Raw genomic sequence first — 16,509 nt, 5'->3', positions numbered from 1 at the left:
ATGGCGACAAACCAGAAAAAATCAGTTACATTCATCAATATCCTCATCATTATATTAATATTTGGAGCGATAGCTGCTGTATCAGTTTATTTTCTCACCAGTCCAACAAAAGATTACTTACAGGGACAAGTTGAAGCTACTGAAATTCATGTTGCTCCAAAAGTAACCGGAAGACTGGAGAAGAAGCTGGCTGATGAAGGACAGTCTGTAAAAAAAGGACAGCTTCTGGCTGTTTTATCCAGTCCTGAACTTGATGCAAAACTGATTCAGGCCCAATCTGCAAAAGACGCTGCAACTGCACAATACGATAAAGCGATAAACGGAACCCGCTATGAACAGGTTCAGGGAGCTTATAATTCCTGGCAGCAAGCCAAAGCCTCTGCTGATCTTGCAGAGACCACTTACAAAAGAATGGAAAATCTTTACCAAGAGAAAGTAATTCCTGCACAGAAACGAGATGAAGCAAGAGGACAGAAAAATGCTTCCAGAGAACAGGAAAAAGCGGCATACAATAATTATCTGATGGCAAAAAACGGAGCCAGAACCGAGGATAAAAATGCATCTGCAGCCTCTATGAGACAGGCTGACGGTGCCGTAAAGGAAGTGAATGTATATAGAAGTGAGATCAATGTCATTGCTCCGGCAGATGGAGAAGTGAATCAATATTTTCCGAACCTTGGAGAACTCGTCAATGCCGGCTATCCCATTGTAAATCTTGTGGATCTGAATGATATCTGGGTAGTGATCAATATCAAAGAAGACCAGATGGGAAAATTCAAGATGAACAGCAAATTTGAAGGAGTTGTTCCTGCATTAGATAACAAAAAAATTGAACTTCAGGTAAAATTCATTGCTCCTCTTGGAGATTTTGCTACCTGGACAGCCACCAAAACAAAAGGAGGCTTTGATATGAGAACATTCAAAGTTAAAGCTTACCCTACAAAGAAAATTGAAGGATTCCGTCCGGGAATGAGTGTACTGATACCGTCTGTAACATTATAACTAACCACAATGGATACAATGAAAAATGGCTTTTGGAAAGTGTTTTTCTATGAATGGAAAACAATCATAAAGAAACCCAGTATAATACTTTGGACATTAGGAGTTCCTTTAGCCATATTTATCCTTTATGCTGCCATTTTTGGTGACGGTGTCCTTCGGGAACTTCCCATAGCCATTTTGGACGAGGATAAAACATCGATATCACGGGAGCTCATCAGGCAGGTAGATGCTAATTCTACACTGGATTTCACAAAAGAAGTAAATACCGAAGGCGAAGGACTTAAACTGATACAGACCAGTCATGTATTTGGATTGGTTATTATCCCCAACAACTTTAAAAAAGATATCAGCCGTGGGAAGACTGTCAATGTGGTATTATATGTCAATAATGATTATATGACACCGGCAGGACTTATCAATAAGGGGTTTAACACGGTGGTAGGAAGTTTCTCCACTTCTGCAAAAGTGAATGTAATTATGAAAAGTGGGGCATCTTCCCTACAGGCAAAGAATGCTGTTCAGCCTGTCATTATGAGAAGCCATACATTATTTAACCCTTTTGTTAACTATGCCTATTACCTTTGTCTTTCTCTTTTTCCTATGGCATTACAGCTAACGGTAATGATCACCACTTTATACCTGCTGGGAAGTATCCTGAAGTACAACAAAGGGAAAAGCTTATATAAATTGAGTGGGAATAATGTTTTCTTCGCATTTTTCGGAAAAATATTGCCTTATACTATTATTTTTTCCTTACTGACTATTTTAATGGTTGCCTATCTCTTCGGTTATCTGGGGATCCCAATCAACACCTCTATTGTAAACGTATATATACTGACGCTTATTTTAATCGTTGTCTATCAGCTGATGGCAGTTTTCTTTGTAACCATCAGTAAGGATTTCAGATCTTTATGTGCTATGGGAGGTGGGTATTCTTCTTTAGCATATTCATTTAGTGGATATACATTTCCTCAGGAAGGAATGCCTACAGCAATTAAAATTCTGGATTCTATCTTTCCATTTGCTTCATATGCCAGGGCACTTACCAATATTGCTATTAAAGGAATGCCCCTTATTGAATCACTTCCCTATTTGATAGGTTTCGGAGTTTTTTCTTTAATAGGCTTACTCTCATTAAAAAAATTCAGTTATCAACTACAAAAAGGAGGATATTATGAAAAATAGTTTATTTTACAGAATCATAAAGACGATATTGAACGCCTTCCAGATAGAATTACTTCATTTTTTTGGTGATAGTGCTTTACGGACCACGTTTCTTATATTTACGCTTCTTGTTGCTTTTTTAAATAGTTCAGTTTACAGTAATGAAATTATTGTAAAAACGCCCATGGCCGTTGTAGATCTTGATAAGAGCAGCATGAGCAGAAACTATATAAGAATGCTTGATGCCACCCAGCAGGTAAGTGTACCTGTGGTTTCTAACGATATGAACGAGGCAAAAAAAGAATTTATCCAGGGAAAAGTCTTTGGAATATTGGTTATCCCCGAAGATTTTGAACAAAAACTATCTCTCGGGCGCCAATCATCTTTATCATTATACAGTGATGCTTCCAATATGCTGCATAACAAAGCTATTTCCGGAGCAACATCTTCCGTTATGGGGACTTTCAACGCCCAAATAGAAATAAATAAATCTTTACATACCGGGCTAAACTATGAAAACAGTACTATTTCCCGCCGATCGATTACGGCCATCACCAAACCTGTCTTTAACCCTTATGGAGGGTATGGCACATTCCTATTACCTGTTGTATTTCTGGTTGTTATGCAGACATTATTGCTTACTGCCATTGGGGTATTAGGAGGAACCTTCCGGGAACAAAACAAATATCTTGAAGCTTATAGTATTTCAGATTCCACTCATCTTAAAATTATCCCAATACTCTTAGGACGGGCATTGGCTTACTTATTATTATGTATTCTGGTATTTTCAGTGATGATTGGGGGGACATTTACTCTTTTTAAATTACCTTTCAGAGCGGCATTTGCAGATGTCATTGTATTTTTAGTCCCCTTCTTTTTAGCAGTAATATTTCTAGGATTTTCATTGATGGGAATTTTCAAAAGAAGAGAAGATGCAGCAATGTCTATTACATTTTTGTCTACTCCGGCAGTTTTCCTTACCGGAATATCATGGCCGGTAGTTGCTTTTCCTCAATGGGTAAAAATACTATCTTATGTATTTCCTTCAACAGTTGGTGTCAGAGGATTTTTAGCGCTTAGCCAATTCCAGGCAAGTCTGGGAGACATAAAAGATTTATGGGGTCAAATGTGGCTGACAGCAGTCTTTTATTTCATTATTGCCATATTGGTCAATTATCGGTTAAAAATTTCATAATAGTGATGAGTTCGGCAGATAATAACTGCGGCTTTTCCAGTACTATTATCATACTATTTTTATTCTCCAGCATTCACAACTCTTTTTTCAGATATCTCATATCTGAATGATTACAAGCTATTTATAAAAAATAAATAATTCATCAAAAAGAGAGTTTTAAACTATTAAAAGAGAATTATAGATAATATATTCTAAGCCATTCCTCAATAACTTTGTCTTATTGAAAGTAATGATTCATAACAAATCACTTTAAATGAAGTCTAACTTTTCAAATTTTATAGCACTTTAAATACCCGTGAATATGATCTATTTATTTGATATGAGATCCAATATATCACGGGTATTTTTATTTAATACTCCATCAGGATATAGGGTTAAGCTCAATAATAATTCATCATAGAGAGAGTATTGAACCACTAAAAGAGAATCTAAGACAATATACTATAAAACCCTCATCAATAAATTTGTTTTACTCAAAAACAATGATTCAGATTCAAAAAATACACAAATCAAATTATTATTAAACTCTAATTATAAATAAACACATACAATATGAAGAAAATAGTTATTATAGGAGGCGGGTTCGCCGGTACCAACCTTGCTAATAAATTAGGGAAAAATCAAGATTTTGATATTACCCTTGTAGATCACAACAATTATAATTTTTTTCCTCCACTCATCTATCAGGTGGCCACAGCATTCATTGAGCCCTCTAATATTTGTTACCCTTTCCGTAAAATGTTTCAGGGAAAACCCAATGTGGAATTTCATTTAGGATCTCTGGTGATGATTCACGAGCAAGCTCATATTGTGGAAACAGACAAAGGCAATTTACCGTATGATTATCTGGTGTTAGCAATGGGCACGGAAACTAATTTTTTTGGAAACAAAAATATTGAAGAGAAGGCCTACCCTATGAAAAATATAAATGATGCAGCTGCATTGCGTAATCATATATTAACCAGTCTTGAAAAAGCCACCATCACTAAAAATCCTGCAGAAGAAAAAAAATTAAGAAATATCGTCATTGCCGGTGGAGGCGCTACTGGTGTAGAAGTAGCCGGAATGCTTTCAGATATGTCCCATAGTATCATTTCAAAAGATTATCCCAATCTTACAAAAGGAGGTGGTAAAATATACCTCATAGACGGTTCCAATGCTTTGCTTGGCCCCATGAGCCAGAAAGCACAGCAGGAAGCATTAAAGGTTTTGACAGAGAGAGGAGTAGAAGTTATATTAAATACATTGGTAAAAGATTACAATGAAGATATTGTGACACTGGGAAATGACCAGACCATTCCTACCGCTACTCTGGTATGGGCCTCAGGAGTAATAGCAAGACAAGCTCCCGGACTTCCGGAATCTTCCATAACCAGAGGACGTAGAATTATGGTGGATGAATATAATAAAGTAGTTGGTACCAAAAATATTTTTGCACTTGGGGATCAATGTTTTCAAACATCAGATGCAAACTACCCGAACGGACATCCTCAGCTGGCACAAATTGCCATCCAACAAGGAGTTTTATTAGCTGAGAACCTTCCCAAACTGATCGAAGAGAGAACACTCAAACCTTTCCAATACAACAATAAAGGAAGCATGGCAGCCATTGCAAAATTTAAATCTGTAGTAGATTTTCCAAAAGGTGGATTTATGAAAGGATTTATGGCATGGCTTACCTGGCTGTTGATCCATCTTGTTCCTATATCGGGATCCCGTAATAAATTTAAACTCGCTACGAATTGGATCGTAAGCTTTATGACCAATGACCCAACGCTAAGACTTATTCTGGAACCGGAAAAAAAAGACTCTAATCCATCATAAGCATAACAAAATCAACATAAAAAATACATAATGAAAAACACTGATTACTCTATCCTTGCATTAGCTGCATTGGGTCAGAAAATTTTAAAAATCAATCCGGAAACTGGTTCGGCAGAAGTATTAATCAATACGCCGGGTAAATCTCCCGATGGCATTGTGGTAGATAATGTACATGGGCATATTTATGCAACCAATATGGGTGTTCCTACAGGAGGAGAAACACTTTATAATAATGACGGCTCCATTGAGCGTATCGATCTGGATGGCTCCCATCATAAAATAATTATCCCCGTAGGGGAAACCGTTACGCCAAAACAACTTACGTTAGACCGCAAAAATGAACGTATTTACTGGTGTGACCGTGAAGGGATGCGTGTAATGAGCGCAAAATATGATGGCAGTGATATCACTACTCTTGTGCAGAGAGGAAAGGGAAATGAAGATATGAAAGACGAGAACAAACATTGCGTAGGTATTGCTGTGGATCCGGATGCCGGCTATTTTTACTGGACTCAAAAAGGACCTGCCAAAGGAGGAAACGGACGTATCTTCAGAGCAAAAATTGAAATGCCTAAGGGAGAAACAGCGACTAACCGGACCGATATTGAACTGCTTTATGAAAGGCTTCCTGAGCCCATTGATCTTGAATTAGATTTTGTAAACGGATATCTGTACTGGACCGACAGAGGAGTTGACGCCATCGGAGGAAATACATTAAACCGTGCAAAATTAGAAAATATCGGTAAAAGTAAAGTTGAAATTATCGGATCAGGTCATAAAGAAGCAATCGGGCTAGCCATTGCCCCAGATCACAATTCAGTATTTACCGCAGATTTGGGGGGTCATATAAGACAGTTTGATGTACTTACAGGGGCACAGAAAATGATTTATGAAGGAGGAAAAGATTTGCTACTTACAGGTATTACCATCATGCATAACAGCTAGATATATGCTAAATAGAATATACGGCTCTTTTTAACATTCATTAAAAACACACATTTCACATAAATAGACCAATCCCCACCCTTAACATGTATAAAATAGAGCCGTGTATTCATAGAAATTGATCATTTTTTAACCCAATTAAAAAAACACTCAGATGAACTATTATCGTTTCATAAAGAAGTTAATACTACCATTAATTACTTTATGGGCCTTAGATCTCCATGCACAGAAAGCAAAAGAATTTTTTGTCACTGCCGGATGGATGTATCTTGCCCCACAATCTAAAAGCTCAACATTACGTATTGTAGAAATGGGATCTACTCCAATGGATGCCGAATTACCCAATACTGCTGTTAGACTTGGTAAATCCAATACATTAGGATTTTCCGGTGGATATTTTTTCACAGACCGCTGGGCAGTAGAGCTTACAGCCGGAATACCTCCTAAATTTGATATTAAAGGATGGGATGCCTTAGAACCTCTTGGGAAAATTGCTGAAACCACTGCATGGACTCCCATATTACAAGTAAAATACCGCCAACCCATCACCCCTAAATTCAATGCCTCGCTGTCTGCTGGTTTTACCTATTGCTGGTTTACAGATAGTAAAATAACAAATGATCAGTTAGGTGCATTATTAGAAGGTCCTACAGATCTAAAAGTCAATGGAGCTTTCAGACCCGTATTTTCTGGTGGTTTGACGTATGCTATAACAGATCAGTGGTTTGTAGGGGGTAATTTTTCTGTAATTCCATTAAGTGTTGATGCAGTTCTTACCACTCGACACCAGGAGACGAATCAGATCATGAAATCCAAGATAGATGTAGATCTAAATCCCATAATGACCTATGCAACCGTAGGCTATGTCTTTAAAAAGCGAAAAAAATAATTAGGTTCTACTTATTAATAACTCAATAAAACTATTTCTTATGGATGATCTAATGGCAGCTCGTTCCCAGATGGCATTTACCCTGGGATTTCATATAATTTTTTCCTGTATAGCAATGGTAATGCCCTTTTTCATGGCTATTTCCCACTTCAGATACTTAAAAACAGGTCAAATAATTTACAAAAACATTACTCGTGCCTGGGCAAGGGGCGTTGCTATTCTGTTCATTACAGGAGCTGTCTCCGGAACTGTATTGTCCTTTGAATTAGGTTTATTGTGGCCAAAGTTCATGAAACATGCCGGTCCTATTTTCGGAATACCTTTTTCCATGGAGGGTACCTTTTTCTTTATAGAAGCCATTGCTTTAGGATTTTATCTGTATGGAGAAAAGGTTTTTAACAAATGGTTCCATTGGTTTACAGGTGTGGTAGTTGGAATAAGTGGAATGGCTTCAGGAATTTTAGTAGTATCTGCCAATGCCTGGATGAATAGCCCGGCAGGGTTCGACTATATAAACGGGCAATATTTAAACATTGATCCTGTAGCTGCCATGTTTAATAAAGCATGGCCGTTACAGGCTCTTCATATGGTACTTGCAGCCATTTGCTCTACAGGTTTTGCCGTTGCAGGAGTACACGCCCTCATGGTGTTAAAAAGAAAAAATGTGGAGTTTCATACAAAGGCATTTCGTATTGCAGCCCTATTTGCCTCTATTGCAGCATTGCTTCAGCCCTTAAGTGGGGATATGTCTGCAAAAGATGTAGCGCAACGTCAGCCTGCCAAGCTTGCAGCAATGGAAGCCCATTTTAAAACAGAGAAAAATGTACCACTTATTGTTGGAGGAATCCCTGATGAGAAAAATGAAACTGTACATTATGCCTTAAAAATCCCCAATGGACTCAGCTTTCTTGCTTTTTCAGATTTTAATGCTGAGGTAACCGGCTTAGACGCTTTTCCAAAAGATGAGCGCCCACCAGTTGCAGTAACCCATTTTGCCTTTCAGATAATGGTGGGTATGGGAACATTCATGATGCTTGTAGGAGCTCTTTATCTGTTTGCCTATTGGCGAAAAGAACAATGGATGACCAAAAACTGGCTTCTGAAACTTTTCGTAATTGCAATTCCCACAGGTTTTATAGCCCTTGAAGCAGGATGGACGGTTACCGAAGTGGGCCGACAGCCGTGGATTCTATATGGGATCATGAAAACCAAAGATGCGGTAAATCCAATACCGGGACTTATTTATTCCTTTTATATTTTTTCAGGAATCTATATCCTGTTAGGTATTACGGTGGCTTATTTACTCTACCGTCAGGTAAAAATGGTAGACAAGCTGTATGATGTGGGCAATGCAGAAATAGATGCCCATTAAGGCTTATTTATTAATCTTTTTAAATTAAAAACACATGTTTTATATCGTATTAGCATTCCTATGGATAAGCACCTTTCTCTATGTTATGATGGGAGGTGCGGATTTCGGCGCCGGAATCGTAGAGTTTTTCTCCAGAAAAAGAGCTAAAGACCGGGTAGGTAAAATAATGTATCAGGCAATGGGTCCCATCTGGGAAGCCAACCATATGTGGCTTATTCTTGTCATTGTCATCTTATTTGTAGGATTTCCAGATATCTATACTACAGTTGCCACTTATCTTTATATTCCGTTGATTGCTCTCCTATTCGGTATTATCGCCAGAGGTACAGCATTTGGTTTCAGACATTATGATGCTATACAGGATCGTATGCAGACCTTATACACAAAGATATATGTATACTCCTGTCTGATCACGCCTTTGTTTCTTGGAATTATTGCAGGAAGTATAGTCTCCGGAAAAATAGATACCCAACCCAATAACTTTATGGATGCATTTATACATCCCTGGTTCGACCTCTTCCCTATTCTGGTAGGTTTTTATACAATTGCTGTTTTCGGGTTTATTGCTTCTATTTTTATTATTAAAGAAACAGGTGAGAATATCGAAGAAAAAAATTATGCTATTGATAAAGCCAAGCAAATGAATATCATGTGTATTCTATTGGCAGGTATGGTATTCATTGTAGCCCGTCAAAATCAGATTCCTCTTGCAGAATGGCTTCTTGGTAATCCTGTAAGCTTAACATGTGTTGCACTTTGTTCATTATCTCTTATCTGGTTATGGTATCTGCTATTAAAAAAACAGACCTATTTTCTGAGAATTATTGCTGGCAGCCAAATCACATTATTGTTTACTGCGATAACCTACAGTCTTTATCCGGTTATTGTCAGAATTAAGAACAGTGATGGATTATCTTTGGTTGCAAGTGGCAATGAAAAATCTATAAATTACCTGGGAACTGCTCTCCTGTTGGGTAGTATTTTCATCATGCCTTCTTTCGTTTATTTGGTGTACGGATTCAGCAAAAAGAAATTCTGGTAGCAAAATTTTCTTTCATTAAATCATTAACTAAGACAAAACACTAAAGAGTCGTTTTTCATTATAATATCATCCGTCAAACAAATGAAGGATATAACCTACTACACATGTACTACACGCCCTTAATTATTGGTTTTTTATTCTCCAGATTATAGAATAGTCTTTATTTTTACATCATCAAAATAAAAATGGTAAGACCTACCTCCTCACTTATAAACGGAGATAAAACACATTTTTAACAGTCTCTTTTACTGTTCTATTTTAATATTTTGATGGATCACTCACACCATTATTTAAAGTTTGATTTTTCAATAAGTAAAACTGATGTTATACTGTATTGATTTGACATTGTACTAATCCCTACTTAAGCAAAAAACATAGATTATAAAAAAGAATACATAAATCACGAGAACAAAAACGGAAATACACAATAACGAAAAAAAATTTAACAACATCCTCTTCTTCTTGTAAAGGATAGACTAAAAAATAAGCTTTGAATATATCATTTCTAAGATGTATTCAAAAAGATAGTTGTCAGGTTTCCGAACATATTGGCCTCTTTATACCATACCCCATTCATTATGCACACTATCACCCCAGTTAAAGCAGACCTCTATATAAGTTCAACAAATATGATCAATATTTCCACATACATGGAACAGGATAAACAAATTCCCATCTATAAATTATCTGACATAGTAAAAGATATTGAGGACTATGATTGGAATTTTGAAGATTACTATATTTCTTCGGACCATGTAGTTTTTGAACTTAAAAATAAAAACATTTTCAGACCAGATTTTTATGCATTGATTTTAGGGATAAACGGATGGATGGATATAAAACTGAACGATGAAATCATAAGAATTGATAAAAATACTTTTCTGGCCATAGGCCCCAACCATACGATCCAGAAAATATCACAGAGCCAAGACTTCAAAACAAGGACTATTTTATTTACCAAAGACTTTCTGGTTAACAGTTCAAATAATTACTTTTTTTTAGAATCTTTTAATCACTTCTCGGTTCATTTTCAAAATGATATTAAGCTTAATGATGAAGACATGGATAAAGTTATCGATTTGTACACTTCTCTTCTTTCCAGAAGGGACAAGGTAAACTCCAACTTACATATTGAAGTGATCAGAAACTTAATTATTTCATATGTTTTTGAATCCGCTATTATTTTCTATAAAGAACTAAAAATAAACGCATTACAGGTCCACACACGAAGCCTTGTCTTTACTGAAAAATTTAAGAAAATGGTTTTTGAAAACTGTTTGAAAGAAAGAAGCCTTCAGTTTTATGCAGACTCCCTTTTTGTGTCCCCAAAACATTTAATTAAAATTATTAAAACAACAACAGGTAAAGCTCCAGGTTATTTCATTAATGATGCTATTGCTTCGATTGCCAAAATACAGTTAAAAAAGAATAAACTCTCCATTAGTGAGATTGCCAACTCCTTCCCTTTTGCCGATTTGCAGTCTTTCAGTAAATTCTTTAAAAGGCAGGTAGGAATTTCTCCCATGCAGTACCGATACAAATTAGGACTCAAAAATATCCTGGACTGATCACTTTTAAAAAGCTTTTTTTTAAGTCACCAAAAAGAGAAGATGGAACAATAAAAAGTGACATTGAGATAATAAAAAGCTTTATGAACCTCCATAAATTTGTTTAAAACACGAATGAAAAAAGCTTTAGAAAGTTTCTAAAACCATCTTCCTTATTTAACAGGGCTGCGCCTAAAAAACAACAAATAAACGTTTAAGAACAATTCAAATACAAAAAAAATGAAAAAACAACCTCAAAAATTAAATTTAAAAGATAAAACAATTACTGTAATCGGGGGAGGTCTGATCGGCGCTTCATGGGCTTCGTTATTTCTTGCAGCGGGGATGAAAGTGATTATAAGTGACCCTAAACCGGATATTCAGGATTACTTTAACAGTAAATTAGATGGTAATATTGCTGATTTAAAAAAACTAGGTTATACTATCGACTCAGATTATAAGAGCCATTTGAGCTATGTAGCCGACACCGCTGCTGCAGTAAAAAACGCTGATTATGTTCAGGAAAACGGACCGGAAAACCCTGCTTTCAAACAGGATTTATGGCAACTTATTGAGGCTCATGCGCCAGAGCATTCTTTATTTCTTTCTTCCAGCTCGGGAATAACCATTTCACAGCAGGGTACAAAAATGAAAAATTCATCCCGTCTGCTAATTGGTCATCCATTTAATCCGCCGCACTTGATTCCTTTAGTTGAGATATTAGCAAAAGACAATGAGGCTGGAATAGAAGCTGCTATGGACTTTTATCATTCATTAGGAAAAGTTCCTGTATTACTTCATAAAGAAACTCCGGGATTTGTTGCCAACAGGCTACAGGCTGCCATTTTCAGAGAATGTGTATCCCTGGTTGCTGACGGAGTCGTGAATGTGAAGGAACTGGATGATATTATGACCGCTTCATTGGGAATCCGCTGGGCAGTGGGAGGACCATTCGTTTCATTCCACCTGGGTGGTGGAGATGGAGGCTTTCCATTCTTCCTGCATCACCTTGGACCGGGTATGGAATTGATCTGGAAAGATGAAATGTCTAAACCAGTGTCATATGATGAAAAAACAACCCAACTTTTGGATGAACAAGTGAAAGAGCATTATGGGAATAAAACTCTTGTCCAGTTGGCAGAAGAACGTGATATAAAGCAGATTGAACTGATGAATGCTTTCTCTAAATTAAATTAAACACATTGTCATGTCATAAAAAATAATTGAAAATGAAAGAAAATAGTATTAAAGTAGATTTAGAAAAAATAATTCAGAATAATCTGGATAATAGATTAACCAAAGATGATTTTGATCTTCATGCGGAGACTGAATATATATTAAACACAGTAGGAGCTTCGTTAAATGATTTTGGAGGAAAACTCACTTTTTATGGTAAGGATCCTATAATCCCAAGTGTACTTCGCTATGGTGCCCAGTCTGCTGTTACTCTTGCAGCAAAAGCTGCCCAGATTGCAGATATATGGAGACTTAAAACCGGTGAAACACAGGATATTCATGTGGACCTTAGAAAGGCATTGAGGAGATTTGCAAGCTTTTTTGAAGGAACGTTAGAACAGGTAAACGGTAAACCGGGCAATGTTAATTCTGAATTAGGTTCCGGCCTGGCTCCTAATATATTCTATAAAACAAAGGATGATAAATGGATTCAGTTTACTTGTCTTTATCCAACATTAAGACATGCTGCCGGAAAATTATTGGACTGCATTCCTACCCAGGAAAAAATTGCAGAAGCAGTAAAACAGTGGAATGCTGCAGATCTTGAAGAAGCAGGAGGCAAAGCAGGAATTCCGTTATACATTCTGAGATCACCGGAAGAGTTTATGAAACTCGATATGTTTCAGCAGGTTGCTAAGCATCTCCCTCTTATCAAAATTGAGAAAGTAGCTGACTCTGATCCCATTCCTTTACCTAAAGGAGGTGATGATGTTTTGAGCGGAATCAAGGCTTTGGGCTTGGGCCACGTTATTGCAGGCTGCGGGATAGGAAGAGCATTGGCTCTCCATGGAGCAGACGTTCTTAATGTTTGGCGCTATGGTGATTATGAACATGATCTATTCCACTATACATCCAATGTAGGAATGCGTTCCACTTGTCTGGATTTTGATAAAAATGAAGCAGATGATAAAGCTTTTCAGGAGCTTCTGTCTACAGCAGATATTTTCTTCTCAAACCGAAGAAGCGGATTTCTGAACAGAAAAGGATTAAACCTTAGAGAATTAGGTAAAAAACATCCGGGATTAATCACAGCAACGGTATACTTCAACAGTGAAGAAGGACCGGGAAGTGACCGGGTTGGTTTTGATGTTTCTGCTGGAGCTCTTGCCGGCCCATACTGGCTGGAAAGCTTAGGTGGGACTTATAAAAAAACCAATGAGCCACACCCTACTCCACAAATAGCCGTGATCAATGATTATATGGCAGCATGGCTTGCCGTAATAGGAATTTTACAGGCTCTGAAACTTCGTGCTACTGAAGGAGGTTCTTATAAAGTAAGTGTTTCATTAAGCAGAACTGTTGCCTGGCAATTGGGAATGGGAATATTTGATCAAAAATTTGCTTATGATAAAGCCAACTCAGATGATGAGCATGCCTATATTCTGCCAGACTTTATAGAAGAGCAAACACCAATGGGCTTCTATAAAGGTGTTACAGAACAGGTAGAAATGACTAAGACTCCAGGGAAATATAAACACCTCCTGGAACCGTTAAAATCATCTCAACCTAAGTGGGAATAAGATTCTATCCAATATTTTTTGAAGGAAGCCTATAAGCTGATCTCAAAAACATTACAGAGTCAAACCTATTGACAGATTTGGTCAATATATAATCTGCTGTACGTCTTTCTTCTAGTTTAGAAGTAGATATGAGTCCCTAATATTTTTTATCATTATGAATATATTAGTCAATTTCTTTTTCTCATAATTTATAAAAAAAGATGTGCAGCAAACTCTGTGATAATTAAGAAAACCATGTGAAAACTCAACCATTTAACCTCTGAAATCATAGCAATAAGATCTTGATTATAAAAAAATTATGGAACCCCTATAAACCGGCAAATGGTTTTGGTAAAATGCCGGTTTTATATTCGTTGTACATCTTCTCTTTTTAAGTTGAGTAAAAATAGTTTAACCAATTCATCTCAATATATCAACAGGAATTTATACTTATAGACATCATTTTAAATACCCTTGTTTTTTTCAAAACTTTATTGAAGATGTGCAACAGGTTCTGTATAAGGCCCCCAAAAAACAAATGTGAAATCCCTAAAAAATAATCCTATGCCTTCCCATCACACCACTATTAATATTTTTAATACCAACAATAGGATTAAACTTATTAAACAATTGATATTTCTTACAGTTATCATCTTTACAAAATACCTAAGGGTATCCATCTTACGATAACCGTATTGTATTATTTTATAATAAATATCTGATTAAATAACGGATAAATGAAAACTATTGCGCCTTTATTTACAGATAGAGACTTGAGTTGGCTATCTTTCAATGCCCGGGTTCTATCTGAAGCGGAAAATGACACTGTCCCATTAATGGAACGGCTTAATTTTCTTTCCATTTTTTCTTCCAATTTAGATGAATTCTACAAAGTCAGAATTCCTAAATTATTGGTAGGAAAGAAAAAACCATTATTAAAAACCATCCACAAAGAAATTGTAAATCAGCAGGAATTTTTTGGAAGAATATTGCACAATAAAATACTCCCTCAGCTGCAAAAGAACTATATTGAGCTTATTTACAACAAGCCAATTCCTCCTTTTATGGAAGGAAGACTTATACAGTATTTCACTCATTCTGTGGCACCTGTCATAGAATTATATCAGCTTCCCCTCAAAGATAATTTCCTCATAAAAAGTAATTCTTTATATCAGGTTATTTTCGCCACTTCCGCAGAGGGTAAAGAAAATATGTATATCCTTAAAATCCCGACCAATAAACTCTCAAGATTTTATGAAACGGACAGCAATAATCGCAAACACATTGTTTTTATTGATGATATTTTAAAGAAATTTCTACCGGAAATGTATTTCCCCAATATGACTGTAAGTATATGGAACTTTAAAGTGACACGGGATGCCAATATCAATTTTGAAAAAGAAGAGGATATCCTGGAAAACCTGGAAGCATATCTTGAAAACAGGGAAAAAGGAAAAACAACAAGATTTCTGTATGAGAAAGATATGCCGCTTAAAAAACTTCAAAGTCTGCTGCAGGTATTAAGTATCCCTTTTAGAGATGCAGTAGCCGGTAGCGCTTATCATCATTTAAAAGATTTGAATTTGATTTCAATTGAAGATGAAAAGGCCTCCTACCCTCCTATGACAGCCATTGAAAGACACACAGGTGAAGGTTCTGTATTTGAACTGATCGAGAAACAAGACTTTATGATCCATACTCCCTATGAATCATATGATAAAGTTATTGACTTTTTTATGGAAGCGGCAACCGATGAAAAAGTAACTGAAATTTATATTACCATTTATAGGACAGCGATGAACTCCGTCATCATTGAAGCTCTTATGATCGCAGCCAAACTGGGTAAAAAAGTAACGGTATTTGTAGAGCTTAAAGCAAGATTTGACGAAGAAAACAATTTGAAGTGGCTAAGGAAAATGAAAAATGCAGGAGTACATATTATCACTAGTATTCCAAAGCTCAAGGTACATGCAAAAGTGGCGCTGGTCAAAAGGAATAAAAAAAAGTATGCTCTGGTTTCCACAGGAAATTTCAATGAGTCTACAGCCCGTTATTATACAGACCATATTCTGTTTACAGCTGATCCTGAAATTTCCAACGAAATTGAGACATTTTTCAATTTCTTATTAAAGAAAAGAAAGCCTTTAAGTTCGGATGAAGTTTCATTTAAACATTTGGCTGTGGGACAGTTTAACCTCATGCCACTTATTCTGGAAATGATCGAAAGAGAAATCCAGCATCACAAGAAAGGAAAGCCTTCAGGAATTACCATCAAAGTGAATAACCTTGAAGAGATTATCATTATAAGCAAGCTGTACGAAGCCTCTCAGGCCGGAGTTAAGGTCGAACTTATCGTGCGAAGTATCTGTTGTCTTGTACCGGGAGTACCAGGACAAAGTGAAAATATAAAAGTAACCCGAATAGTAGATCGTTATTTGGAGCACGGCAGAATTTTTATTTTCGAAAATGACGGGGAAAATAAAATTTTCATTGGTTCTTCAGATATTATGAACCGCAGCATGTATGATAGAATTGAAGTACTCTGCCCTGTCTATTCACCTCAGCTAAAAAATGAAATTCTGGAATTAATAACAATCCAGATGAATGATAATATCAAGGCAACCGAAATCAATTTAAATCTTGACAATAAACCTATTTCTAATAATGAAATTCCTGTCCGTTCTCAATATGATATTTATGACTGTATCCAGAAGAAATTCACTGAATAGTCAATTACTCAGAGGTTATCTAAAATAATAGATTTTCAGGACAAACCCTACAGATAACTCATTAT

12 protein-coding genes are annotated in these 16,509 nt (G+C 36.4%); all 12 read left to right on the top strand.

The features are described 5' to 3' along the window. The 12 genes from JML65_RS03360 to ppk1 all read left to right on the top strand — a co-directional run bounded on the left by JML65_RS03360 (position 1) and on the right by ppk1 (position 16,444). Positions 1–1,002: an HlyD family secretion protein gene (locus JML65_RS03360; RefSeq protein ID WP_202269911.1), complete on the top strand. Its 1,002-nt coding sequence runs from the start codon at positions 1–3 to the stop codon at positions 1,000–1,002. A 9-nt stretch (positions 1,003–1,011) separates the two neighbouring features. Then, complete coding sequence (locus tag JML65_RS03355; protein ID WP_202269910.1) at positions 1,012–2,187, top strand: ABC transporter permease; 1,176 nt, start codon at positions 1,012–1,014, stop codon at positions 2,185–2,187. Beyond that, positions 2,177–3,361 (top strand): ABC transporter permease, encoded by a 1,185-nt coding sequence (locus JML65_RS03350; protein WP_202269909.1) that lies wholly within the window; start codon positions 2,177–2,179, stop codon positions 3,359–3,361. Before JML65_RS03355 ends, JML65_RS03350 begins: the two co-directional genes overlap by 11 nt. A gap of 552 nt (positions 3,362–3,913) precedes the next feature. Continuing rightward, positions 3,914–5,185: an NAD(P)/FAD-dependent oxidoreductase gene (locus JML65_RS03345; protein WP_202269908.1), complete on the top strand. Its 1,272-nt coding sequence runs from the start codon at positions 3,914–3,916 to the stop codon at positions 5,183–5,185. Positions 5,186–5,215: 30 nt separating this feature from the next. Beyond that, entirely contained in the window at positions 5,216–6,130 is a 915-nt protein-coding gene (locus JML65_RS03340) for a hypothetical protein (RefSeq protein WP_202269907.1), read from the top strand. Positions 6,131–6,284: 154 nt separating this feature from the next. Further along, positions 6,285–7,019: an OmpW/AlkL family protein gene (locus JML65_RS03335; protein ID WP_202269906.1), complete on the top strand. Its 735-nt coding sequence runs from the start codon at positions 6,285–6,287 to the stop codon at positions 7,017–7,019. Positions 7,020–7,059: 40 nt separating this feature from the next. Next, positions 7,060–8,391 carry a cytochrome ubiquinol oxidase subunit I gene (locus tag JML65_RS03330; protein WP_202269905.1) on the top strand — a complete coding sequence of 444 codons (1,332 nt, stop codon included), beginning with the start codon at positions 7,060–7,062 and terminating at the stop codon, positions 8,389–8,391. 34 nt (positions 8,392–8,425) lie between these two features. Next, a complete protein-coding gene (locus tag JML65_RS03325) occupies positions 8,426–9,433 on the top strand; it encodes a cytochrome d ubiquinol oxidase subunit II (protein WP_202269904.1) in 1,008 nt (335 codons plus the stop codon). 578 nt (positions 9,434–10,011) lie between these two features. Beyond that, positions 10,012–11,001 carry a helix-turn-helix domain-containing protein gene (locus JML65_RS03320; RefSeq protein ID WP_202269903.1) on the top strand — a complete coding sequence of 330 codons (990 nt, stop codon included), beginning with the start codon at positions 10,012–10,014 and terminating at the stop codon, positions 10,999–11,001. 219 nt (positions 11,002–11,220) lie between these two features. Then, positions 11,221–12,177, top strand: a complete 957-nt coding sequence (locus JML65_RS03315) for a 3-hydroxyacyl-CoA dehydrogenase NAD-binding domain-containing protein (protein WP_202269902.1) — start codon at positions 11,221–11,223, stop codon at positions 12,175–12,177. Positions 12,178–12,209: 32 nt separating this feature from the next. Further along, on the top strand, positions 12,210–13,736 hold the full coding sequence (locus tag JML65_RS03310) for a CoA transferase (protein ID WP_202269901.1): 1,527 nt from the start codon (positions 12,210–12,212) through the stop codon (positions 13,734–13,736). A 716-nt stretch (positions 13,737–14,452) separates the two neighbouring features. Then, the gene (ppk1, locus tag JML65_RS03305; protein ID WP_202269900.1) at positions 14,453–16,444 is read left to right on the top strand and encodes a polyphosphate kinase 1; all 1,992 of its coding nucleotides are present in this window, start codon (positions 14,453–14,455) and stop codon (positions 16,442–16,444) included. Positions 16,445–16,509: the final 65 nt, after the last annotated feature.

This window comes from Chryseobacterium sp. KMC2, from assembly GCF_016756935.1.
GTDB lineage: Bacteria > Bacteroidota > Bacteroidia > Flavobacteriales > Weeksellaceae > Chryseobacterium > Chryseobacterium rhizosphaerae.
Note: the sequence above shows the minus strand (reverse complement) of the source record. Positions and strands in the feature narration are given on the sequence as shown.